26 protein-coding genes are annotated in these 23170 nt (G+C 64.3%); 18 read left to right on the plus strand and 8 right to left on the minus strand.

Translation table 11 applies throughout. The features are described 5' to 3' along the window. Positions 1–190: 190 nt before the first annotated feature. Complete coding sequence (locus HYH08_RS07765; protein ID WP_220009175.1) at positions 191–814, minus strand: pyridoxamine 5'-phosphate oxidase family protein; 624 nt, start codon at positions 812–814, stop codon at positions 191–193. 121 nt (positions 815–935) lie between these two features. Here HYH08_RS07765 and HYH08_RS07770 point away from each other — a divergent pair, with 121 nt between their 5' ends. Next, positions 936–1820 carry a LysR family transcriptional regulator gene (locus tag HYH08_RS07770; protein WP_220009176.1) on the plus strand — a complete coding sequence of 295 codons (885 nt, stop codon included), beginning with the start codon at positions 936–938 and terminating at the stop codon, positions 1818–1820. Between the two features lie 123 nt (positions 1821–1943). Here HYH08_RS07770 and HYH08_RS07775 read toward each other — a convergent pair whose 3' ends face one another. Both HYH08_RS07775 and pobA read right to left on the minus strand, forming a co-directional pair. Continuing rightward, positions 1944–2363: a PaaI family thioesterase gene (locus HYH08_RS07775; protein ID WP_220009177.1), complete on the minus strand. Its 420-nt coding sequence runs from the start codon at positions 2361–2363 to the stop codon at positions 1944–1946. 218 nt (positions 2364–2581) lie between these two features. Then, the gene (gene pobA, locus HYH08_RS07780) at positions 2582–3751 is read right to left on the minus strand and encodes a 4-hydroxybenzoate 3-monooxygenase (RefSeq protein ID WP_220009178.1); all 1170 of its coding nucleotides are present in this window, start codon (positions 3749–3751) and stop codon (positions 2582–2584) included. A 254-nt stretch (positions 3752–4005) separates the two neighbouring features. Between pobA and HYH08_RS07785 the strand changes: the two genes are divergently transcribed. The 9 genes from HYH08_RS07785 to HYH08_RS07825 all read left to right on the plus strand — a co-directional run bounded on the left by HYH08_RS07785 (position 4006) and on the right by HYH08_RS07825 (position 13141). After that, a complete protein-coding gene (locus HYH08_RS07785; protein WP_220009179.1) occupies positions 4006–5022 on the plus strand; it encodes a TRAP transporter substrate-binding protein in 1017 nt (338 codons plus the stop codon). A 298-nt stretch (positions 5023–5320) separates the two neighbouring features. Further along, the gene (locus HYH08_RS07790; protein ID WP_220009180.1) at positions 5321–5830 is read left to right on the plus strand and encodes a TRAP transporter small permease; all 510 of its coding nucleotides are present in this window, start codon (positions 5321–5323) and stop codon (positions 5828–5830) included. Between the two features lie 2 nt (positions 5831–5832). Next, on the plus strand, positions 5833–7152 hold the full coding sequence (locus HYH08_RS07795) for a TRAP transporter large permease (protein ID WP_220009181.1): 1320 nt from the start codon (positions 5833–5835) through the stop codon (positions 7150–7152). Positions 7153–7164: 12 nt separating this feature from the next. Beyond that, positions 7165–7626 (plus strand): DUF3237 domain-containing protein, encoded by a 462-nt coding sequence (locus HYH08_RS07800; protein WP_220009182.1) that lies wholly within the window; start codon positions 7165–7167, stop codon positions 7624–7626. A 206-nt stretch (positions 7627–7832) separates the two neighbouring features. Beyond that, positions 7833–8642 carry a crotonase/enoyl-CoA hydratase family protein gene (locus HYH08_RS07805; protein ID WP_220009183.1) on the plus strand — a complete coding sequence of 270 codons (810 nt, stop codon included), beginning with the start codon at positions 7833–7835 and terminating at the stop codon, positions 8640–8642. Then, positions 8639–10522: a feruloyl-CoA synthase gene (locus HYH08_RS07810; RefSeq protein ID WP_220009184.1), complete on the plus strand. Its 1884-nt coding sequence runs from the start codon at positions 8639–8641 to the stop codon at positions 10520–10522. Before HYH08_RS07805 ends, HYH08_RS07810 begins: the two co-directional genes overlap by 4 nt. Before the next feature lie 25 nt (positions 10523–10547). Beyond that, positions 10548–11309 (plus strand): SDR family NAD(P)-dependent oxidoreductase, encoded by a 762-nt coding sequence (locus HYH08_RS07815; protein WP_220009185.1) that lies wholly within the window; start codon positions 10548–10550, stop codon positions 11307–11309. A gap of 183 nt (positions 11310–11492) precedes the next feature. Then, complete coding sequence (locus tag HYH08_RS07820) at positions 11493–11912, plus strand: acyl-CoA thioesterase (RefSeq protein WP_220009186.1); 420 nt, start codon at positions 11493–11495, stop codon at positions 11910–11912. Positions 11913–11989: 77 nt separating this feature from the next. Further along, complete coding sequence (locus tag HYH08_RS07825) at positions 11990–13141, plus strand: ABC transporter substrate-binding protein (RefSeq protein ID WP_220009187.1); 1152 nt, start codon at positions 11990–11992, stop codon at positions 13139–13141. A gap of 201 nt (positions 13142–13342) precedes the next feature. On the opposite strand, the gene HYH08_RS07830 is transcribed toward HYH08_RS07825, so the two are convergent. Next, positions 13343–14071, minus strand: a complete 729-nt coding sequence (locus HYH08_RS07830; RefSeq protein WP_220009188.1) for a glutathione S-transferase family protein — start codon at positions 14069–14071, stop codon at positions 13343–13345. A gap of 33 nt (positions 14072–14104) precedes the next feature. Then, entirely contained in the window at positions 14105–14365 is a 261-nt protein-coding gene (locus HYH08_RS07835) for a hypothetical protein (RefSeq protein ID WP_220009189.1), read from the minus strand. A gap of 113 nt (positions 14366–14478) precedes the next feature. On the opposite strand from HYH08_RS07835, the gene HYH08_RS07840 reads away from it, so the two are divergent. Together HYH08_RS07840 and HYH08_RS07845 are read left to right on the plus strand one after the other, a co-directional pair. Beyond that, positions 14479–15177, plus strand: coding sequence for a helix-turn-helix transcriptional regulator (locus tag HYH08_RS07840; RefSeq protein WP_220009190.1), 699 nt, complete (start codon positions 14479–14481; stop codon positions 15175–15177). Positions 15178–15194: 17 nt separating this feature from the next. After that, positions 15195–15509, plus strand: coding sequence for a YkgJ family cysteine cluster protein (locus tag HYH08_RS07845; protein WP_220009394.1), 315 nt, complete (start codon positions 15195–15197; stop codon positions 15507–15509). Here HYH08_RS07845 and HYH08_RS07850 read toward each other — a convergent pair. Next, positions 15506–15904: a hypothetical protein gene (locus HYH08_RS07850; protein WP_220009191.1), complete on the minus strand. Its 399-nt coding sequence runs from the start codon at positions 15902–15904 to the stop codon at positions 15506–15508. The genes HYH08_RS07845 and HYH08_RS07850 overlap by 4 nt on opposite strands. 315 nt (positions 15905–16219) lie before the next feature. Further along, entirely contained in the window at positions 16220–16567 is a 348-nt protein-coding gene (locus tag HYH08_RS07855) for a DUF3307 domain-containing protein (protein ID WP_220009395.1), read from the minus strand. A gap of 418 nt (positions 16568–16985) precedes the next feature. Here HYH08_RS07855 and HYH08_RS07860 point away from each other — a divergent pair, with 418 nt between their 5' ends. The 4 genes from HYH08_RS07860 (at position 16986) to HYH08_RS07875 (ending at position 20832) form a co-directional block, all read left to right on the plus strand. After that, positions 16986–18434, plus strand: a complete 1449-nt coding sequence (locus tag HYH08_RS07860; protein WP_220009192.1) for a TAXI family TRAP transporter solute-binding subunit — start codon at positions 16986–16988, stop codon at positions 18432–18434. 118 nt (positions 18435–18552) lie between these two features. Then, positions 18553–18771: a hypothetical protein gene (locus HYH08_RS07865; protein WP_220009193.1), complete on the plus strand. Its 219-nt coding sequence runs from the start codon at positions 18553–18555 to the stop codon at positions 18769–18771. Positions 18772–18924: 153 nt separating this feature from the next. Further along, positions 18925–20034 (plus strand): cyclic nucleotide-gated ion channel, encoded by a 1110-nt coding sequence (locus tag HYH08_RS07870; RefSeq protein ID WP_220009194.1) that lies wholly within the window; start codon positions 18925–18927, stop codon positions 20032–20034. A gap of 12 nt (positions 20035–20046) precedes the next feature. Then, positions 20047–20832: an enoyl-CoA hydratase/isomerase family protein gene (locus HYH08_RS07875; protein ID WP_220009195.1), complete on the plus strand. Its 786-nt coding sequence runs from the start codon at positions 20047–20049 to the stop codon at positions 20830–20832. 207 nt (positions 20833–21039) lie between these two features. Here HYH08_RS07875 and HYH08_RS07880 read toward each other — a convergent pair whose 3' ends face one another. Continuing rightward, entirely contained in the window at positions 21040–21684 is a 645-nt protein-coding gene (locus tag HYH08_RS07880) for a glutathione S-transferase family protein (RefSeq protein ID WP_220009196.1), read from the minus strand. An 85-nt stretch (positions 21685–21769) separates the two neighbouring features. Between HYH08_RS07880 and HYH08_RS07885 the strand changes: the two genes are divergently transcribed. After that, positions 21770–22753 carry a helix-turn-helix transcriptional regulator gene (locus HYH08_RS07885; protein ID WP_220009197.1) on the plus strand — a complete coding sequence of 328 codons (984 nt, stop codon included), beginning with the start codon at positions 21770–21772 and terminating at the stop codon, positions 22751–22753. 138 nt (positions 22754–22891) lie between these two features. Further along, positions 22892–23131, plus strand: coding sequence for a hypothetical protein (locus HYH08_RS07890; protein ID WP_220009198.1), 240 nt, complete (start codon positions 22892–22894; stop codon positions 23129–23131). Positions 23132–23170 lie beyond the last annotated feature (39 nt).

Raw genomic sequence — 23170 nt, forward strand, 5'->3', positions numbered from 1 at the left:
CAGACGCCACGACGGCATCTCCTTTCCTTCTCCCCTTGTGGGAGAAGGTGGCGCGAAGCGCCGGATGAGGGGTTCTTTCCACTTACGACAGTATTCGTGAGGAGAGAACCCCTCACCCGGATTCGATGCTTCGCATCGAATCCACCCTCTCCCACAAGTGGAGAGGGTCGACCGATTGCGCGGATCGAAATTAATCCGCAGCCTTCTTTCCCTTCAACGCCGCGAGCTCAGCCTCCAGCTCAGCAATCCTCGTATCCCTCGCCGCCAGCGCCGCCGCCACATCGCTCGCGTCGAACTTCTGCGGAATGTGTTGCGGGCAGTTGGTGTCCCATGCGGCGATGTTGAACAGGATCACCTGCTCCGGCCTCGCGCGGTAACCTCTCGGCATCAGCGATGTCGTCAGCGCCTCGTCGTCCTCGACCACACGTGCCTCGCCCCAGATCTTCACCCGGCGACGATGGGCATAGTCCATCACGAAGATGTAGGCCTTGGGATTCTCAGACAAATTGCCTTGCGTGATGTACTGGCGATTGCCGGAATAGTCGGTGAAGGCCAGCGTCTGCTTGTCCAGCACCTTCAAAAAACCCTTCGGGCCGCCGCGGTGCTGGATGTAGGGCTGGCCGTCGGCCGAGGCCGTCGCAAAATAGAAGCTGTTGGCGTCAGCCAGGAACGCGGCTAGGTTCTCGTCGACCTCGGTGCGCCATCCCCGCTGCTCGGCATGAGCATAGCCTTCGCGCGATCCCTTTCGGGCCTGGATCGACTTCACCGCCGGCGAGAAGGCCACATCGCTGGCATAGGTATGGGTTGCCGTCATCGGAATATCTCCTGGAATTCCGGCGCATTGCTGCGTCTCTCGCTGTTCAACATGGACCTTCCTACGTCTAAAACAATCGGCCTTCTTGACACTTCATCATTGCAGTATATGCAATAATAGAATGGACCGCCTCGAAGCCATGCACGTCTTCGTCACCGTCGCCGATCTGCGCGGCTTTGCGCCGGCGGCGCGAAAATTGCGGCTTTCGCCCTCGGCGGTGACGCGGCTGATCGCGGCGCTGGAGGAGCATCTCGGTGCCCGGCTGCTGCAACGGACCACGAGGCAGGTGCGGCTGACCGACGTCGGCACGCGCTATCTGGAACGCGCCCGGCGCATCATCGCCGATGTCGAGGAGGCCGACGGCTCGGCACGAGAGGAGCGCAACCGGCCGAGCGGACGGCTGGTTGTGTCGGCGCCGGTCGGCTTCGGACGGCTGCATGTCGCCCCGGTCATGACCGCTTATCTCAAGCGCTATCCCGAGGTCGCCGCCGAGCTCAGGCTCTCGGACAACCTCGTCAATCTGGTGGACGACGCCGTCGACGCCGCGGTGCGCATCGGCCACCTCGCGGACTCCTCTCTCGTCGCGCGCCAGGTCGGCGAGATGCGCCGGATCACGGTAGCAACCCCGGGCTATCTCAAACGCCACGGCGAGCCCAAGACGCCGGAAGCGCTGCGCGAGCACCAGACCATCGCGTTCGGGCCTTCGATCGCGTGGCGCTTCCTGCGTGAAGGCCAGGAGATCGAGATCACGCCGACGCCACGCTTCACCAGCAACAGCGCCGACGCCGCCCTGCAATATGCCGAGAGCGGCGGCGGCATCACGCGTGTGTTGGCCTATCAGGCCGCCGAAGGCCTGAAGCGCGGACGGCTGAAAATCGTGCTGGCGGCATACGAGCAGCCGGCGCTGCCGATCCACATCGTCTATCCGACCTCGCGCCTGCTCTCCGCGAAAGTGCGGGCGTTCGTCGATCTCGTGGTGGAGACGGCGGATTGGCGGTTTGGGTAGGTCTCGTGCCCCGGACGCAGCGCAGCACATAGTGATGCGCTGCAGAGCCGGGGCCCACGCCGGCTGGGTCCCGGCTCTGCGGAGCGGCACTTCGCGCCGCACCGCGTCCGGGACACGAGAGCATCAGCCGTTCTTCGGCACCACCCGGAACGTGCCGCTCGCTCTTGCGATCACGACGTCGTCGGCCTTGATCAGGCACTGCGCGAAGCAGATCGTCTTGCCGGTCTTGATCACGTCACTCTCGATCGCGCACCACTGGCCGATCTCGGCCGAGCCGACGAAATCGATCGAGAGTGAAACCGTCACGAACGAAATGGTCCAGTTCGTCAGCAGCGCGCAGCTATAGCCCATGGCGTTGTCGGCGAGCGCGGTAATGAGGCCGCCATGAATCAGGCCGCGGCCATTGGTGTGCGGTCTCGCCAGCCGCAAGCCGATGATGACCGCCTTGTCGGTGTTCTTGGAGTAAAGCGGCTCCCAGGGTTCGGTGAGCGGGCTTTTGCGGAAGAGCGGCTCGAAGCCGGCGGGGATGTCGGTGGAGGTCATGGCTGTCTCGCGTTGCTGCGCTGGCGGCATTCAACGCGATGTCGATGACGGTTTCACCGCCTACAAAGTTTTAAACGGGATTTGCGCGGGTGTTTGAAACGGGCGGCGCCGTCATTGCGAGCGCAGCGAAGCAATCCAGAATCCCTCAGCGGGAACAGCCTGGATCGCTTCGTCGCGAGGGCTCCTCGCAATGACGAATATGTGGCAAAGTCGCTGCCCTAAAACGGCAGCCCCACGTAGTTCTCCGACAGCGACGTCATCGCGGCCTGCGACTGCGTGACGTAGTCGAGCTCGGCGATCTGGATCCGCGCGCCGATGCTGCCGTTGTCGGGGAATTTGTGCAGCATCGAGGTCATCCACCAGGAGAAGCGCACGGCCTTCCAGACCCGCGCCAGCGCCTTGGCGGAGTACGCGTCGATACCGGCGCTGGATTTCTCGTCGTAGAATTCGCGTAGCGCGCTCGACAAATAATGCGCATCGCTGGCCGCGAGATTCAGGCCCTTGGCGCCGGTCGGCGGCACGATGTGGGCGGCATCGCCGCACAGGAACAACTTGCCAAAACGCATCGGCTCGGCGACGAAGCTGCGCAGTGGCGCGATGCTCTTCTCGATCGACGGGCCGGTGATCAGGCTGTCGGCCGCCTCCTGGTCGAGCCGGCTTTTCAATTCGTCCCAGAAGCGGTCGTCCGGCCACTGATCGACATGGTCGTCCAGCGAGCACTGCACGTAATGCCGGCTGCGCTTCATCGAGCGCATGGTGCAGAGCGCAAAGCCACGCGCGTGGTTGGAATAGATCAGCTCATGGCTGACCGGCGGCGTCTCCGAGAGGATGCCGAGCCAGCCGAACGGATAGACCCGCTCGAACTGCTCGATCGCCGACGCCGGCACGCTGGCGCGGCTGACGCCGTGAAAGCCGTCGCAGCCGGCGATGAAATCGCAATCGAGCGAGTGGGTGACGCCGTCCTTGGCGTAGGTGACGCGCGGGTGAGCACCGTCGAAATCGTGCGGCTGCACGTCCCTGGCCTCGTAGACGGTGGTGAGGCCGGCGGCTTTCCGCGCATTCATCAGGTCGAGCGTGACCTCGGTCTGGCCGTAGATCATCACCGTCTTGCCGGTCGCGGCCTTCATGTCGATGCGGTGGCGGCGGCCGGCGAAGGCGAGCTCGATACCCTCATGCACGAGGCCTTCGGCATGCGCCCGTGCGCCGGCGCCGACCTGGTCGAGCAGCGCGACGGTTCCTTCCTCGAGCAAGCCCGCACGGATGCGTCCGAGCACGTAATCCGGGCTCTGCCGCTCCAGAATGACATTGTCGATGCCGTATCGGTGCAGAAGTTGCCCAAGCAACAATCCAGCCGGTCCCGCCCCGATGATTGCGACTTTTGTCCGCAATACTTGCTCCTCCCGATCCTGTAGGCTTTCGTCGCGGCTCGCTTGTCGCGAGGGTCCACGCAAGTTAATTATATCATATAACGGTTGGGCAAAAGGGGGAGTTGGCGTCGCACCAGCAGCGACAAATCCATGCGACATGGCTGACTTAGATGTCACGCCAGTTCCGGCTTGAATGCGCCGGCCAATTAGATAACATGTTAATTAATGCGACCGGGCCATCGAAGCCCGCAGTCACAAAGAGGGAGAGACGCGTGATGAGAAAGGCCTGTCTGGCTTTGCTGCTCGCAGCAAGCGTGACGCCTGCGCTGGCGCAGGACAAGACCGTCGACCTGAAGGTCTCGCACTGGGTGCCGGCGTCGCATCCGCTGCAGAAGTCGCTGGAAGACTGGGTGGCCGCGGTGAACAAGGATTCCGGCGGCACCATCACCGGCAAGGTGTTTCCCGCCCAGCAGCTCGGCAAGGCCTTCGACCATTACGACATGGCGCGCGACGGCATCGCCGACGTCACCTACGTCAATCCCGGCTACCAGCCCGGCCGCTTCCCGGTGATCGGCGCCGGCGAATTGCCGTTTTTGATCTCCGACGCCAAGGGCGGCTCGATGGGGCTGGACGCCTGGTACCGGAAGTATGCCGAGAAGGAGATGAAGGACGTCAAATACTGCCTTGCCTTTGTCCACTCGCCCTCCTCTTTCCATTCCAGGACCAAGAAGATCGTGATGCCGGAGGACGTGAAGGGGCTGAAGATCCGCCCCGCACACGCCACCATGGCGAACTTCGTCACCGCGCTGGGTGGCACCAACGTGCAGTCCTCCGCGCCCGAAGTGCGCGACATCATCGAGCGCGGCGTCGCCGACGGCGTCACCTTCCCCTGGGGCTCCCTGGTGCTGTTCGGCATCGACAAGGTGACCAAGTACGACATGGAGGCGCCGCTCTACACAACGACCTTCGTGTTCGTGATCAACAAGGACAAGTACAACGCGATGTCCGACAAGCAGAAGGCTGCGATCGACAAGAACTGCTCGGTCGAGATGGCGGGCGTGGTCGGCGAGCACTGGGGCAAGTTCGAGGACGCGGGCGTCGACAAGGTGAAGGCGGAGACCGATCACGACGTCTACAAGCTGACGGGCGAGCAGACCGCCGCCTGGAAGAAGGCATCCGAGCCGCTGGTCAAGACCTGGGGCGACGGCGCGAAGAAGGCCGGCGCCGATCCGGACGCGGCGCTGGCGGATTTGAAGGCCTCGCTGAAGAAGTACAACGCGCTGGCGGAGTAGCCTTCTGTCGCGCGAAAGGCGGCGGCGAGGGGCATCTCGCCGCCGTTGTCCTGCCCAGCGCGCTGTCCGGAGCGCGCGGTGCTTATTCTCCCTCTCCCCGCCTGCGGGGGCGCGACGAGCTTCGCTCGCGCTGAGAGGGTTGGGGTGAGGGGGAGTCTCCGCGAGGGCGGTGACAGTCGGACTCGCGGAGAGTCCCCCTCACCCGCCACGCTTCGCGTGTCGGCCTCTCCCCGCATGCGGGGAGAGGCGAAGAGCACGCCGGATCGAGAACGAAGATGACATCATTAAGGACCACCCCATGAAGCGCTCCTGGATGGACCGCATCATCGACACGATCGAATGGATCGCGGCCGGCTTCGTCGGCATCGTCGCGCTCGACATCTTCCTGTCGGTGCTGCTGCGCAACACGCTGAACTACTCGATCCCCGACTCGTTCGACATCGGCCGCATGCTGCTCGGCATCCTGATCTTCTGGGGCATCGCGGCGACCTCCTACCGCGGTACCCACATCACGGTCGATCTCGTCTGGGGCAATGTCGGGCCGCGCTACCAGCGCTGGATCGACGTGTTCGCGACCCTGGTGCTGCTGTTCGTTGTGACCGTGCAGACCTGGACGCTGTTCGACAAGGTGCGCGGCACCTACAACGACAACGTCCAGACCTTCGACATGCACATGCCGACCTGGCCGTTCTTCGCGGTCGCCTGGGTCGGTGACGCCTCGGCCGTGCTGCTGATCGCGATCCGCACCTACCGCCTGATCTTCCATCCCGAAGACATGCACGATCCCAAGTTGAAGGCGACGGAGTAACCATGAGCACCGATGCCGTCGCCTTAATCGGCTTCGTCTCCCTGTTTGTCCTGATGCTGCTGCGCGTCCCCGTCGGCATGGCAATGGGCCTCGTCGGCGTGTCGGGCTTCGCCTATCTCGTCAACGGAACAGCGGCGCTGAAGCTGGTCGGCCAAACCTCGATGCGCACAGTCACCGACTACACGTTCGGCGTCATCCCGATGTTCCTGCTGATGGGCTCGTTCGTGTCCAATTCCGGCATGAGCCGCGAGCTATTCCGCGCCGCCAACGGCTTCGTCGGCCATTTGCGCGGCGGGCTCGGCATTGCGACCGTCGGCGCCTGCGGCGGCTTTGCCGCGATTTGCGGCTCCTCGGTCGCGACCGCCGCGACCTTCTCAGCCGTCGCCTATCCCGAGATGCGCCGGTTCGGCTATCCGCAGTCCTTCGCCACCGGCGTGATCGCGGCGGGCGGCACCTTGGGTGCGATGCTGCCGCCCTCCACCGTGCTCGCGGTTTACGGCATCATCACTGAGCAGGACATCGGCAAGCTGTTCATCGCCGGCATCATCCCGGGCCTGCTGGCGATGACCATGTACATGATCACCATCTTCCTGATCGGCTATTTCCGGCCCGACTTCCTGCCCAAGGGCAAGGTGATGCCGTGGCGCGAGCGCTTTGCGGGTCTCAAGGAGATCTGGGCGCCGGTGCTGCTTTTCGTGTTCGTGATCGGCGGCCTCTACGGCCTGCCCTTCCTGCCGCGCTTCACGCCGACCGAGGCCGGCGGCGTCGGCGCCGCCGGCGCGTTCATCATCGGCGTGGTCACGCGGCGCCTCGACCGCGAGAAGATTCTGGCTTCGCTGCTGCAGGCGACCCGCACCGCCGCCGCCGTGTTCACCGTGCTGATCGGCGCATTGATTTTCGGCTATTTCCTCACCGTGACGCAGACGCCGCAGAAGGTGACCGAGTTCCTCACCGGCCTTGGCCTCGGCCCCTACGGCGTGCTGGCACTGATCATGGTGATGTATCTCGTGCTGGGCTGCCTGATGGACGCGATGGCGATGATCATTTTGACCGTGCCGATCATCTTCCCCGTGATCACGCATCTCGGCTTCGACCCGATCTGGTTCGGCGTGATCATCGTGATGACGGTCGAACTCGGCCTGATCCATCCGCCGGTTGGAATGAATGTCTTCGTCATCAAGAGCGTGGTGAAGGACGTCTCGTTCTCCACCATCTTCAAGGGCGTGATTCCGTTCGTGGCAACGGACCTGGTGCGGCTGGTGATTTTGATCGCCTTCCCGTTGCTGGCGACCTGGCTGCCGACAAGGATGATGGCGCATTGATGAGGTGACGCGATGACCATACCGACGTTAGAGACCAAATACGTCTTCACCATCACCGCCCGCATTGGCGATGTTGTCACCGTCGGCGAGACCGGGATCGGCGTCCGTCGCATCATCCCGATCATTGGCGGCGAGGTGAAGGGTGCGATATCAGGCAAGGTGCTGCCGTTCGGCGCCGACTTCCAGACCATCCGTCCCAACGAGCTGATCGATCTCGAGGCCAAATACGCCTTCGAGACCGACGATGGTGCGACCGTCTATGTCGAGAACAAGGGCATGCGCTTCGGCCCGGTCGAACTGTTGCAGAAGCTCAAGCGCGGCGAGCCGGTCGATCCAAAACTGATCTATTTCCGCACGGTACCGAAGTTCGAGACCGGGCACGAAAACTATCGCTGGCTGATGGAGCACATCTTCGTCGGCTCGGCCGCGCGGCATGCGGACCGCGTGGTGATCGACGTGCACCAGGTGGTGTAAGACCGATCCATCCCAGGTCATTGCGAGCGCAGCGAAGCAATCCAGAGTCCCTCCGCGGGAAAATCCTGGATTGCTTCGCTCCGCTCGCAATGACGAGATATGCTGCAACAGTTGCGCTCCACAATCCATTTAACCGTCCTGCTCCACCACCTCCTTGACTCCGCCCAAATTCGTTATACAACATAACTATTCTGATAAGGACGCAAATGACACAGGGAAACGCCGAGACCGCTGAGGCGGGGGCCTCCGGGCTTTTGAGGATCGAGCGGGCGGACCGGGTTCTGACCGTGGGTCTGAACCGGCCGGCCAAGCGCAATGCGCTCAATGACGGCATTATCCTGGAAATCGGCGAATGTTTTGCGTCACTGCCCGAGGACGTCGGCGCGGTGGTCATTCACGGCATCGGCGATCATTTCTCCTCTGGCCTCGATCTGTCCGAGCTCACGGACCATGACGCCACCGGCGGCCTCTTGCATTCCCAGATGTGGCACCGGGTGTTCGACCGCATCCAGTACAGCCGCGTCCCCGTGATCGCGGCGCTCCGGGGTGCGGTGATCGGCGGCGGGCTGGAGCTTGCCTGTGCGGCGCATATCCGCGTCGCCGAACCCTCGACCTATTTCGCGCTGCCGGAGGGGCAGCGCGGCATCTTCGTCGGCGGCGGCGGCTCGGTGCGGCTGCCGCGGCTGATCGGCGTCGCCCGGATGATGGACATGATGCTGACGGGGCGCGTCTACAGCGCCACCGAAGGCGCCTCCTACGGCTTTGCGCAATATCTGACGGAGGCCGGCAACGGGCTAGGCAAGGCGCTGGAGCTTGCCACCAAGATCGCCTCCAACGCGCCGCTGACCAATTTCGCCGTGCTGCAGGCGCTGCCGATGATCGCGGAGGCCAATCCGCAGACCGGCCTTTTGATGGAATCGCTGATGGCGACTGTGGCGCAGAGCGACAAAGAGGCCAAGCGCAGGATCCGCGAATTCCTCGAGCACAAGACCGCGAAGGTAAAGCCGAAGTCATGAGCGCGCAGCCGTCCTCTTCCAGCATGGAGCGCGGCGCGAGCACTTCCCCGCTGCGGCCCATTTCGTTCGGCGATCCCGTCGTCGACATCGAGCGCCGCGACGACGGCACCATCTACCTGCGGCCGAAGCAGCCGCTCGGCGATTATCCCGCCCGCATCACCGTTCGCCTGCATCATTGGGCGACGACGACGCCGGACCGCATCTTCATGGCGGAGCGTGAGGGCGGCCGCGGCTGGCGCAAGATCACCTATGCCGAGCTGCTCACCGCGAGCCGGCACATTGCCTCCGCGCTGATCCAGCGCGGCCTGTCGGCGGATCGGCCCGTCGTCATCCTCTCCGGCAATTCGATCGACCATGCGCTGCTGGCGTTCGGCGCATTCTATGCGGGCGTGCCGTTCTGCCCGGTGTCACCGGCCTATTCGCTGGTGTCGAAGGATTACGGCAAGCTCTCATACCTGATGAAGCTGCTGACGCCGGGCCTCGTCTTCGCCGAGGACGCCGACAAGTTCGCCGATGCGCTGGCCGCAAACGTCTCGCTCGGCACCGAGATCGCCGCGTCCTATGGCCATGTGCCGGGCCGCGACGTCACCTTGCTCGCCGATCTCATGGCGACGCCGATCCGCGACGATCTCGATGCGGTGCACGACAGGATCGGCCCCGACACCATCGCGAAATTCCTGCTGACATCGGGCTCGACCGGCAATCCCAAGGCCGTGATCAACACCCAGCGCATGATCTGCGCCAACCAAGTGATGCTGCGCGAGACGCTCGCCTTCCTCAAGGACGAGCCGCCCGTCATCATCGACTGGCTGCCGTGGAATCACACTTTTGGCGGCAACCACAATATCGGGCTGACGCTCTACAATGGCGGCTCGATGTATCTGGACGCCGGCAAGCCGGTGCCCGGCGGCATCGAGGAGACCGTGCGCAATCTCCAGGAGATCTCGCCGACGGTCTATTTCAACGTGCCGAAGGGCTATGAATCGCTACTGCCGTACTTGCGCGACGACCAGGGCCTGCGCGCAAAATTCTTCGACCGGCTGCATGCGATGTTCTTCTCGGGCGCGGCGCTCTCGCCGTTCATCTGGGACAGCCTCGACGAGCTCGCGGTGAAGGAGAAGGGCTATCGCGTGCCGATGCTGACCGGGCTTGGCGCCACCGAGACCGCGCCGTTCTTCATGTCGGTCAATCCGCGCACCAGCCGCTCCGGCCATGTCGGCCTGCCCGTGTCGGGCAACGAGGCCAAGCTGGTGCCGAACAACGGCAAGCTGGAGGTGCGCGCCAAGGGGCCGAACGTGATGCCCGGCTACTGGCGTCAGCCGGAGATCACTGCAAAATCCTTCGACGAAGAAGGATTCTACATCATGGGAGACGCGCTCAAGCCCTCCGACCCCGACGATCTCAACGCCGGCTTCGATTTCGACGGCCGCGTCAGCGAGGATTTCAAGCTCGGCAGCGGCACCTGGGTCAGCGTCGGCCCGCTGCGCGCGCGGTTCGTCGCGGCCTGCGCGCCGCTGGTGCGCGACGTGGTCATCGCCGGCATCAACCGCGACGAGATTTCAGCGCTGGTGCTGCTCGATCTCGACGGCTGCCGCCTGATCAACCCGACGCTCCCGGCCGACAATCTCACCGTCACCGCGCGCGACCGGCTGGTGCGCGAAGCGTTTCGCGAGCGCCTGACCCGCTTCCTCGGCCAGGCCACGGGATCCTCGACGCGGATCACGCGCGCGATCCTGCTGGATGCGCCGCTGTCGATCGACAAGGGCGAGGTCACCGACAAGGGCTCGGTCAACCAGCGCGCGGTGCTGGAGCATCGCGCCGAATTGATCGACGAGCTCTACGCTGCCAATCCGTCGGACCGTGTGATATCGGTCGGCTAAGAAGTCATCGCCAAAGGAGAACGCCATGTTGTTGAAGGATCAGGCAGCCATCGTCACCGGCGGCGCATCGGGACTTGGCGCGGCGACCGCGCGAAAACTGGCGGCGCAGGGCGCCAAAGTCGCCGTGTTCGACCTCAATGCCAAGCTGGCGGAGAGCGTTGCCGCCGAGATCAAGGGCGTTGCCGTGACCTGCGACGTCTCCGACGCCGCCTCGGCTGAAGCCGCGATCGCGCAGGCGACCAAGGCCATTGGCGCGCCGCGCGTGCTGGTCAATTGCGCCGGCATTGGCGTTGCAAAACGCGTGGTCGGCCGCGACGGCCCGATGGCGCTCGCCGATTTCGACAAGGTGATCAGGGTCAACCTCATCGGCACCTTCAACATGCTGCGGCTTGCCGCAACCGAGATGTCCAAGCTCGAGCCGCAGGCGACCGGCGAGCGCGGCGTCATCATCAACACCGCCTCCGTGGCCGCCTATGACGGCCAGATCGGGCAGTCCGCCTATTCGGCCTCGAAGGGCGGCATCGTCGGCATGACCCTGCCGATCGCGCGCGAGCTGGCGCAGTTCGGCGTCCGTGTGCTGACGATCGCGCCCGGCCTGTTCCTGACGCCGCTGCTCGCCAATCTGCCGCAGGAAGCCCAGGACTCGCTCGCCGCCGCCATCCCCTTCCCGCGCCGGCTCGGCAATGCCGACGAGTTCGCCGCGCTCGCGCTGCACATGGTCGAGAATTCCTACCTGAACGGCGAAGTGGTGCGCCTCGACGGCTCGCTGCGCATGGCCCCGAAGTAGGTTGATGCTCGATATGACAGCAGCGATCTCGAGCTTACCTCTCCCGTTGGGAGAGGTCGGCGCGAAGCGCCGGGTGAGGGGTTCTGGTTTATCGAGGGACTGTACTCCCTCACCCGAATTGCTGCGCAATTCGACCTCTCCCTCCGGGAGAGGTGGGAAGCGGCACCGGAGGCTCGAAATCGCATGTTCGTGAACCGGCGCGAGGTCCAGATCCAGTGGGGCGACTGCGACCCCGCCAACATCGTCTACTACCCGCGCTATTTCGCGATGTTCGACGATTCGACCTCGACGCTGTTCGAGGTCGCCGGCTTCTCCAAGCAGGACCTGGTCCGCAAATATGGCCTGGTGGGTATCCCCATGGTCGACACGCGGTCAAAATTCTACATCCCCTCGACCTATGGCGACTGGATCACCATCGAGACCAGGATCGAGAGCATCAAGCGCTCGAGCTTCGAGGTGAAGCACAACGTCTACAAGGGCGAGGCCTTGGCGATCGAAGGTTTCGAGACCCGCGTTCTGGTCGGCCGCGATCCCAACAACCCCGACAGGCTGAAATCGGCACCGTTCCCGCCGGAGATGGTCGCCAAATTCACGGGAAGCTAATCGCCGCATCACCAAAAGAGGGGGCTGAATTACCCCCCGATTTCTGCTTTCAAAGAAACACGTCAAGGGAGGAACATATGAAACGCTTTTATTTGACCGCCGCCATCACCACGGCCGTGCTGGCGCTGCCGGCCCTGCCCGCGCTGGCCCAGACCGCCGAAATCACCATCGGCATCACCACCACCACGACCGGCCCGGGTGCCGCCCTCGGCATCCCCGAGCGCAACGCGCTGGAGTTCGTGCCGAAGGAGATCGGCGGCGTGCCGTTGAAGGTGATTGTGCTCGACGACGGCGGCGATCCCACCACGGCGACCACCAACGCCCGCCGCTTCGTGACGGAGTCGAAGGCCGACATCATCATGGGCTCGGCGCTGACGCCGCCGACCATTGCGGTCTCCAACGTCGCCAACGAAGCCGGCATTCCGCATTTCGGCCTCGCACCCTTCCCGATCACGCCGGAGCGCATGAAGTGGTCGGTGGCGATGCCACAGCCGATCCCGATCGTCGGCAAGGTGCTGTACGATCACATGAAGTCGAAGGGGATCAAGACCCTCGGCTATATCGGCTATTCCGACTCCTATGGCGACCTCTGGTTCAACGACCTGAAAGCTCAGGCCGTGCCGATGGGCATGACCATCGTCGACGAGGAGCGCTTCGCCCGTCCCGATACGTCGGTGACCGGACAGGTGCTCAAGCTCGTGGCCGCCAATCCCGACGCCATCCTGGTCGGCGCCTCCGGCACCGCGGCCGCATTGCCGCAGACCGAGCTGCGCGAGCGCGGCTATCAGGGCCTGATCTACCAGACCCATGGCGCCGCCAGCATGGACTTCATCCGCATCGCCGGCAAAGCGGCTGAGGGCGTGCTGATGGCCTCGGGCCCTGTCATGGACCCCGAGGACCAGCCGGACGAAGCCGCCACCAAGAAGCCGGGCCTCGCGCTGAACTCGGCCTATGAAGCCAAGTACGGCCCGAACAGCCGCAGCCAATTCGCCGGACATTCCTACGATGCGTTCGAGATCCTCAAGCGCGTCATCCCGGCGGCGCTGAAGACCGCAAAACCCGGCACGCCGGAATTCCGCGAAGCGATCCGTCAGGCGCTGCTGTCGGAGAAGGAGCTGGCGGCGAGCCAGGGCGTCTACAATTTCACCGAAAAGGACCGCTACGGCCTCGACGACCGCTCACGCATTTTGCTGACGGTGAAGAACGGCAAGTACACGCTGGTGAAGTAGGGCGCGGCGACAAGTTTTGAGACCAGGAGAGCCGGCCCAATGGGCCGGCTCTTTTGCTCCAAACTCTCAGATCGTCATGCCCGGGCTTGTCCCGGGCATCCACGTTCTTCGAACCGTGCGGCAAGGCGTGGATGGCCGGGACAAGCCCGGCCATGACGTGTGGAAGCTCGGTGCCCTACACGCTGGCAACGGATGAGCGCATTAAGCCGCCTGCCGTAGCGGAGTCCAGGCGAATTCCGGATAATAGCTGTCCATCATCCGGTCGACATAAGCGGTGAGATTGCCAAAATCTTCCGCACGCTGCCGCAGTCCGGACTCGAAGAACGGCGTCAGAATCCCGGCGAGCGCGCCGAAGGCGGTGGCGTCGACGCCGCAGGGCTTGTTGCCCATCAGAAACGCCCTGTCGCCGAGCTGCACCGAGAGCGCGAACAGCGAGCGTACCGCGAGATCGACGTCATCATCGGGCGCGTGGCGGCCGAGACCGGAGAGCAGATAGTTCTCGGCGACGCGGAATTGCGCGTCCTCGCGCAGCTTCTCGCGATTGTGCTCCGGCGCGCCATCGAAGAAATGTGCCGGCCCCTTGGCGAAATTGTCCGGATCGACCCAGCGCGCGCCGATCAGCGCCCAATAGACGTGATGTTCGATCATGCGCTCGAACGCCCAGGCCTGTGCCCGCTCCTGCAAGGACAGGCCGGCATCGAAATCGAAGCCGTAGCGGCGCTCGATATGGGCGCGGATGAAGGTGGAATCGGCGACCGCCTCGCCGCCGTCGTCGATGAACGGCAGCTGCCCCTTGGGGGAGGCCGGTGGCATCGCCCGCTCCTTCCGGTAGGGCAATCCTGCCATCTTGAGCTGCACCTCGGTCTTGGTGACGAAGGGGCTGATTTCCGGCAGGCCGAAGCCGGCGCCAAAGCCGTAAAGCGTGATCATGCGAGCTCTCCTGAACCTGCGGTTTGATGGAACCTAGTGCCGGGCTGCTGCCACCATGGTGGCAGCAGCCGTGATATCTTCTGCGAAACGGGCCCCTCGCCAGGCCCGGCTCATGACATGGCGGACCACAGCGTCCGCGGTCCGGGTCAGCGAGCGTGCCACCACGCTTGCGAGTGCAAATCGGAGATCAATGGCCATGAAATCGAGCGGAACGAGGCGGCCAGACGAGAAGGCGTTCCAAAGCTGCGCCCGCCATAGCGGGCCGGCCAGGCCGAGATGGAGTGGAGTGATCATGGACAAACCCTCTTCAGTCGATGTGTTGTCCCGGTATAGAACCCTGCTGCTGCCAACATCCTGTCAGCAGCCGCGCGCCGATTTCTGATCCGTCGTTCGAGAAGAGAATTGTCATGAGACGCGCCGACCGGCTGTTTCAGATCATCCAGGTGCTGAGGCGGACGCGGAAGCCGCTGACGGCGGACGCGATCGCCGCCGAGCTCGAGACATCGAAGCGCACCATCTATCGCGACATCGCAACCCTGATCGGCCAGCGCGTGCCGATCCGCGGCGAAGCCGGCATGGGCTACATCCTGGAAAAGGGTTTTGACCTGCCGCCCTTGATGCTGACGCCCGACGAGATCGAAGCCGCGGTGTTGGGCGCGCAATGGGTCGCCGGTCACGCCGATTCCGCGCTAGCGCGCGCGGCCGAAGATCTGATGGCCAAGATCGCCGACACGGTCCCCGAGCGCCTGCGCCCCTTTGTGCTGGAGCCGGCAAGCCGGGCGCGACCGAGCTGGAACAGGGAGCCGGATCGCCTCGACATGGCGCGCACGCGCACCCAGATCCACGAGGGCAAGAAGATCATGCTGCGCTATCGCGACGAGCAGGGCCGCCCGAGCGAGCGCATGATCTGGCCGATCTCGGTCGGCTATCTCGAAGCCGTGCGCCTGCTCGCGGCCTGGTGCGAGCTGCGCAGCGATTTTCGCAGCTTCCGCACCGACCGCGTCGTCGACGCGACCTATCTCGACGAAAGATATCCGGAGAGGCGCGACGTGCTGCGCGCGCGATGGCGGCAAAGCCTGGTCTGGGGTCCGCCCAAGGATACGTGAATGGACACGTGACGACGATGCAAGAGATCGACCTGTCGAGCTGCTGCCAGAGCTGCGGCGCCTGCTGCGGTTATTCGGAGAACTGGCCGCGCTTCTCGATCGAGAGCGACGAGGAGCTTGCAGCCATCCCTGAGGCGCTCGTCAACGCGCGCCAATCCGGCATGCGCTGCGAGGGCGATCGCTGTTCGGCGTTGCAGGGAGAGATCGGCGAGGCGACCGCGTGCGGCATCTACGCGGTGCGGCCGGAGGTGTGCCGCACCTGCATGCCTGGCGACGCCGAATGCGCGATGGCCCGGCGGAAGTTCGGGCTGCCGGTGATCGAGTCTATCTAGGCAAGAACGGCTTCGCTGATGTCGTCGTCGATCTCGTCGTCAATCGGTGCGAGCACCGAGAGCGGCTTGGTCGACAATGTGATCGGCTTGCGGCCCCCCGACAGCGACGGCGACGATTTGGCCGAGCCCTCGCGCGACAGCGCGTAGAGCGTGGAGCCGACACGGCCTCCGTTCTCGATCAGGTCGCGCTCGCTGCAACTGGCTGCGATCGCGACAGCCAGCGAATGCAGGTGGCTGCGGCGATAGCAAAACAGCGCCAGCTTGGCGCGGGCGTCAGGGGAAACACTCTCAACCAGCCTCGGCAGGCCACTCTCGCTGGCGCGGTACATCTCGCCAAGGAGCTCGTCCTGGACCGGGCAGAAATCGCTTTCAAAGGCGTCACGGCTTGAAAACATTGCAGTTCTCCCTCGTGTCGGGAAGATGCAGCGCAATTCTCTAACGAAAGGTTAACCACCCTGGGCGGTAGTCACCCGGGGTGCTTGCGCGGTATCCGCGAATCAGTGTGCCGCACGTAGCTTTCCCCCAGCTATCCTTCGAGATGCCAGCCTGCGGCGGGCTTCTCAGGATGAGGTTTTGTTTCCGGTGAAGCTGCGTAGCCCGGATGGAGCGAAGCGCAATCCGGGGCCGGACCAGTCGCATCGGTCGACCGTCCGTGTGGCAAAGAATCCCGGATTACGCTTCGCTCCATCCGGGCTACGGAATCGGAGGCCTTAATTCGCCGCCATGAAGATGGAGAGGCCGAACCCAGTGAGATGATGCAGCGCCTGGTCGACACCGATCAGGGTCCAGAACCAGGGATGATGCAGGTCGACACCGAAATTGGCGGAGACCAGTCCCTTGGCGCGATCGATGGTGATGTGAATCACGAAATCGATGAACGCCACGAACCAGAATTTTGGCGCGACGATCAGGATCAGCGGCAGAGCGACCGCAAGGTGGATCAGGCAGTGCACCAGAAGCGGCAGGGCCCAGCCGTGCTTCTGATCCTTGCCTTGCGCCATCCAGGCAGTCTGCAAAACGAAATCGGCGATGATGTGCTTGAAGGTGAGCAGCAACATCCAGCCAATGAGCGCCTCGACCGGAACCGCCGATGACAAGGGTGGAAACGACAAAGCTGACGCCCTCATTGACGTGACAAGAAAGATTGGAGCGTTCAGCGCAACTTCTTCTTGGACCAGTTCTTGGACCGGTCAAATCGCCGGGACCTGCGATTTATGACATCTCCCGCGGCGGAATGCAGCCGGGGGGAACCGGAAAATCGCCAACTGTGGCTAACCGGTGATAGGATGACCAAACGACGCGACCGAGCCGAGTAAGGTTACCTTCGGCTCGAAATTTGCATTCCGTGATCGTCGCGGTATCATCGACGGCAGAGAATATCGTTCTTTTTTCAGACGTTTACGAATTACATGGGCACTCGCCGCGATCACATTCGCGAGCCGCCAGTCACCCAGGAATAAGGCCAAGAGTGCTGCCATGAGTACTGAGGGCCCCTCGCTATCGTCGATCGAGCCGCCACCGCGGCGCCCCAAGGTGATCAAGACCAATCAGCAGCAGGTCTTTCTCTACGTCGTGCTGACCCTTTTGCTGTCGCTCGCCACCGTGTGGGGCGGTCGCACCTGGCTGCACAATTCGGAGACGCTGACCTTTGCCGTCGGCGCGGCCAACAGCGATGAGGCGCTGTTCGCGGCCAAGCTCGCCACGCTGCTCAAGACCAACGGTTCGCGCTTCCGGATCAAGGTCGTCAACAACCCCGACAACGCCAAAGCGCTGGCGCAGTTCGACCGCAAGCAGGCCGATCTCGCCGTGCTGCGCACCGACGCCAAGGTGCCGCTGAAGGCACGCGCGCTCGCGATCCTCGAGCACGATCTGGTGCTGCTGCTCGGCCCCGGCAACAAGAAGATCAAGTCGCTCGCCGAGCTCAAGAAGAAGAAGGTCGCCGTCCTCGCCGACAACGATTCCTCGCTCGCCTTCGTGCGCAGCATCCTCGACATTCCCGACGGGCCGGATGCCGCCAAGATGATCCAGATGGCGCCGCAGGGCGCAACGCTGGACAAGCTGTTCGCTCCGGCGAGCGGCTTCGGCGCGGTGATCGCCATCGTTCACGCCTCCAAGGCGGTGCGCGACAAGGCCTATGAGCAGGTCGCCAGGCGCAGCGGCTTCACACTGAACGCGATCGACGAGACCAAGGCGCTGGCGCGCAAATTCCCGGGTATTTCCGACGAGACGCTGACGGCGGGTACGTTGTCGGCCTCGCCTGAAATTCCCGACGACGATCTCGAGACGATCGGGCTCGAATGGCTGCTGGTCGCGCAGTCGAAGATGTCGGCAACTACCGCCGGAGACCTCGCGCGCATCGTCTACGAGAACAAGCCCGCGCTCGGGCTCGACAACGGCTTTGCCACCAGGATCGAGCCGGCTTCGGTCGAGAAGGACGCCTTCGTGATGGCGCACCAGGGCGCGGCCGACTACATCAACGACGACACCAAGTCGTTCATGGATAAGTACAGCGACATGATGTATCTGGGCGCCGCCGCGCTCAGCGTCATCGGCTCGATCTTCGCCGCCATCTACGCCAAGATCACGCGGATCGCACCGGAGAAGGCCGGCGAGTTGTCCACCGCCGTGCTCGACATCGGCGAGCGCATCGAGCACGCGCATTCGCTGGACCAGCTCGAATGTCTGCAGGACGAGCTGGAGGGCATTTTGCGCGGCGCCGTCATCGGCCTCAGGGACGGCACGATCAGCACCGACGGGCTCGACACCTTCAAGCTCGGCTACGAGTTCGTCCGTGACGAGGTCGCCATGCGCCGTGACTATCTCAAGCGCCATTGCAGCGAGGCCGAGACGATCCCCGCTCCTGCCGCCCTCCCTCCGCCCGAGGACAGCAACGTCGTGGTGGTGAAGACCGCGCAAAGCGCCTGACCCGCCCCGGCCAGCACCCTCCAGGCCGACGGCTGTCTTCCGGATTGATCGACGGACGGAACGCAGGAACCCTGCCCATCTGCAACCGTTGGTTTCCGATACAATCGGAGAACGCGCCATGCGCACACTCCTCATTATCGTCCTCGTGGGGATGCTGGCCGCCGCCGGCTACTTTGCCTATTCCGCATTTGCTGTCGAAGGCGAGCCTATCCCGACGGAGGGCTATGTGGCACTGGCTCTGGGGGCCGGGTTCTCCATCCTCGTTGGTATCGGCCTGATGATGCTGCTGTTTTTCAGCAGCCGCCGCGGCTACGACGAGCCCCCGCATTTCAGGTAGCGACCCGGCCGATCCTGCACCGGGCGTCCGCGTTCCCCTTCGACGGCATGACCGGCGAGCCGCAGCCGTCGTTGACGGCTCCTGCCCGGGCGGGCACTTTGGGGCGAGGTCCCAGCCGGGACCGCGAGACCCTCGACCGAGCTGCCCTCCCCCATGTCCCAGCCGCTGATCTCCGCTCTGGCCCAGTTCGTGGCCGCTACGGCCGGCCGCAACATGACCAAGGCGGCCTATATCGCCGTAAGCGTCGGCGTGCTCAGCATGGTGCTGCTGACCATTGGCCCGGCCTATGAGGCCGCGCATCGCTGGGTCGATATCCTGCTCTGGGCCTGCCTCGCCTACTTCGTGTTCGAATGGGTCGTTCGGCTGCGCCACATGGCGCGAACGGGCCGCCTTGCGCTCTACATGTCCTCAGCCGCCGGCATCGTCGACGCGATCGGAGCGCTGGCCGTGCCGGTCGCGCTGCTTCTCGGCATCGAATCCCGGACCGCCTGGCTGCTGAGCGTGCTCTGGGTCCTGAAAGTGGTGCCGGGCATTCCGGGCCTGCGCCAGCTCCGCCGCGTGCTGGTGCTGGAATCGGGGCCCCTGGTCAGCGTGCTCGTGATCTTCCTGATGGTGGTCTTCCTCGCGTCCGTCGCCGAATATTTCCTGGAGCGGGACGTGCAGCCGCAAACCTTTGGCAGCGTGCCCGCCGCGCTGTGGTGGGCGGTCGTGACGCTGACCACCACGGGTTATGGCGATGTCGTGCCGGTGACGCCGCTCGGCCGCATGGTGGCGGCGCTGGTGATGATCTCCGGGCTCGGCGTGTTCGGCCTCTGGACCGGTATTCTGGCGACCGGCTTTGCCGCCGAGACACGGCGCGACAATTTCCTCAAGACCTGGGAATCGGTCAGCAAGGTGCCGTTCTTCGCGGCGCTGGGCCCAGCCGCCATCGCCGACGTCACCCACATGCTGCGCACCATGGAGCTGCCGGCGCGCACCATGATCATCCGCAAGGGCACACAGGGCGACTGCATGTATTTCATCGCCGCCGGGGCGGTCGAGGTCGATCTGCCCGGCAAGAAGGTGCAGCTCGGCGAAGGCGCCTTCTTCGGCGAGATGGCGCTGCTCGGCAACAACATGCGCGGCGCCAATGTCTCGACCACGAAAGTGTCGCGGCTGCTGGTGCTCGATCTCGTCGATTTCCGGGTGCTGATGGCACGGCATCCCGATCTCGCCGAGACCATCGATGCGGAAGCAAAACGCCGCGCGCTCGAAAACAAATAAAAGGAGACAAGAATGTCCGACACAGCCGATGCGGCATCCAGCCCCCTGCTCGAAATGAACGGTGCCCGCGCCACCATCCGCCTCAACCGGCCCAAACATCTCAACCGACTGCAGGCCGAGGATCTCGGTGAGCTGGTCAACTTGTTCGACGCGGTCGAAGCCGATCCCGCCATCCGCGTGCTGGTGCTGACCGGTACCGGGCGCGCTTTCTCCGCGGGCTACGACCTGAATTCGGTGGCCGAACGCGCGGTCAGCGCGAACGAGCAGCAGAGCGCGGGCTCGGCGTTCGAGGTCGTCGTCAACCGGCTGGAAGATCTCGGCGTGCCGACGATCTGCCGGCTCAATGGTGGCGTCTATGGCGGCTCGACCGACCTCGCGCTCGCTTGCGACTTCCGCATCGGCGTCGACACCGCCGAGATGTTCATGCCGGCGGCGCGGCTGGGGCTGCATTACTACCGGAGCGGCATCAAGCGCTACGTCACCCGGCTCGGCCTCGACAATGCGAAAAAGCTGTTCTTGACCGCGCAGAAGATCAGCGCGCCGGAGATGTTGCGGATCGGCTATCTCACCGCCATGGTGCCGGAGGAGCTCCTGGACGAAGAGGTCGACAAGCTCGCCGCCATCCTCGCCGGCAACGCGCCGCGCGCGATGGCCGGCATGAAGCGCGCCATCAACGAATTCGCCCGCGGCGAGCTCGATGAAGCGGCCGCCGACCAGCGCCACCGCGACAGCATGCGCGGTGATGAGATCAAGGAAGGCATCAAGGCGTTCGCGGAGAAGCGGCCGCCGCGGTTTTGATGGGTTTGGAGGGATCAGCCCCACATTCAGTGTCGTCCCGGACAAACGCAGCGAAGCGGAGCGCCGATCCGGGACCCATAACCACAGCGCGTTGGTATGAGGCAGAGCTGGTAACTCCGAATCTCCGCAAAACTCCTCCCTGTGGCTATGGGTCCCGGGTCTGCGCTGACGCTTGCCCGGGACGACGGCGGACATTGAGGCGCTCGCTCAGCCCCCAACCGCCTTGGCATGCTGCGCGGCCATCTCGTCATCCGCCGCAGTGATCCGTTGGAACGCCGGCCGCGCCGTCATTCGCTCGGCATAGCGGACGAACACCTCCTTCTTTGGCACGATGCCGAACATCATGGTCCAGCTGAACGCGACGCCCCACAACACGTCCGCGGCCGTCATGCGCTCGCCGAGCAGATACGGCCCCTTCGACAGCTGCGTCTCCAGTGCGCCGAGCATGGTGTCGTAATCGGCATAGGGCGACTGCGTGATCGGCGCCGGCTCGCGCTGCATGAATTTGTCGATCAGGGCCGGCTCGAAGGATGCGCCATAATAGGCGATCCAACGGAGGTACGGGCCGCGGAGCGGATCGTCCAGGGCGGGAGTCAGGCCGGCCAGCGGGAAGAGATCGGCGAGAAAGATGGTGATGGCGACCTGCTCGGTCACGAGCTCGCCGCGGTGATGGACCGCCGGCACCTTGCCGAGCGGATTGATGGCGAGATAGGCCGGCTTGCGCTGCTCGCCGGCCTTCATGTTGAGGACATGGAGATCGTAAGGCGCCCCCAGCTCCTCCAGCAGCACCCGCGTGCCGGTGGCGCGGCTCTGCGGCGAATAATACAGCGTGATGCGGTTTTGGTCGGTCATGGCTCTTCTCCATCTGGCCGGCTGGCGATGGCAACTTGTAGCGGACCATACCTGACATCCTGTGTCAGGTATGGTTTAAGGGATCATGCGCGCGAGCCGGATGATGTCGATCCTCACCACCCTGCAGGCACGAGGGCAGGTCACTGCTCCCGAGCTCGCTACCGCCTGCGAGGTCTCGGTGCGCACGATCTATCGTGACATCGACGCGCTCGCGGCCTCCGGCGTCCCCGTCTATGCCGACCGCGGCGCGGAGGGCGGCTACCGCCTCCTCGACGGCTATCGGGTGCGGCTGAACGGGTTGTCGCAGAGCGAGGCAGAAGCGCTGTTCCTCGCGGGCCTTCCCGGCCCGGCCGCCGCGCTCGGCCTCGATGCGGCGATGATCGCCGCGCAGAACAAGCTGATGGCCGCGTTGCCGGCAAATCTGCGCGAGGATGCCGGGCGGATGCAGGAGCGCTTCCACCTCGACGCGCCCGGCTGGTTCGGCGAGGCGGAGGAGCCCAAACATCTGCGCACCATTGCCGGGGCGGCCCTGCGCGGGACAATGATCAAGATCCGCTATCAGAGCTGGCGCGCCGAGAAGCAGCGACGCCTCGCGCCACTCGGGCTCGTGCTGAAGGGCGGCAGCTGGTATCTCGCAGGCCAAGTCGACGGCAGCGTGCGCACCTATCGCGTCGCGCGCGTGCTCGAGTGCGCCGCGCTCGACGACCGTTTCGATCGTCCCGTCGATTTCGATCTCGCCACCTATTGGCGCGATGCAACGCTGCGCCTCGAAGCGGAGATGCATCCCAATGTCGCGGTCGTGCGGCTGTCGCCGGTCGGCGTCAAGCTGCTCGACGCATTGAGCCAGCCTTACGTCAAGGCGCGCACCGAGATCGAAGACATCACGGATGCCGACGGCTGGCGGATCGCGAGAGTGCCGACCGGCAAGACTTCATGGCACGCCGCGTCCGAATTGCTGCGGCTCGGCTCCGAGGTGGAAGTGCTGGAGCCCGCCGATCTCCGCGAGAAGATGGCCGAGATGATTCAGGCGATGGCCGCGCGCTATCGCGTCGCGGCGCGGAAAGCCTGATATTGGCGCGTCCCACCACGGCGCACGAAACAATCCTGAAACACGATTCTCATCACCCCGTGTGAACGTAATCACGCGTCGACCCGACCGAGAAGCAGGGACACAACAACGGCCCTTGCGCCACACTGGAGAATGACGATGTTTCGTAAGCTTGCTCTTGGTCTGATCGCCGCCACCTCGCTCGGCGCTGCCGCTCTCGTGCCCACCGCCGCTTCGGCTCACGGCTTCCACCACCACTGGGGTCCCGGCTGGGGCTTCGGTTACGGCGGCCTCTACGTCAACACCGGCGTCAGCAACTGCTACCAGGAGCGCGTCGTCCAGACCCGCCACGGCCTGCGTGTCCGCGTCGTGAACGTCTGCGCCTACGGGATCTACTGAGCCCGGCTCCGCTGATTGGCGCAACCCCGGCCGCCGCGC

Origin of the sequence: Bradyrhizobium sp. BR 10289, assembly GCF_019455385.1 — a bacterium.
Lineage (GTDB): Bacteria > Pseudomonadota > Alphaproteobacteria > Rhizobiales > Xanthobacteraceae > Bradyrhizobium.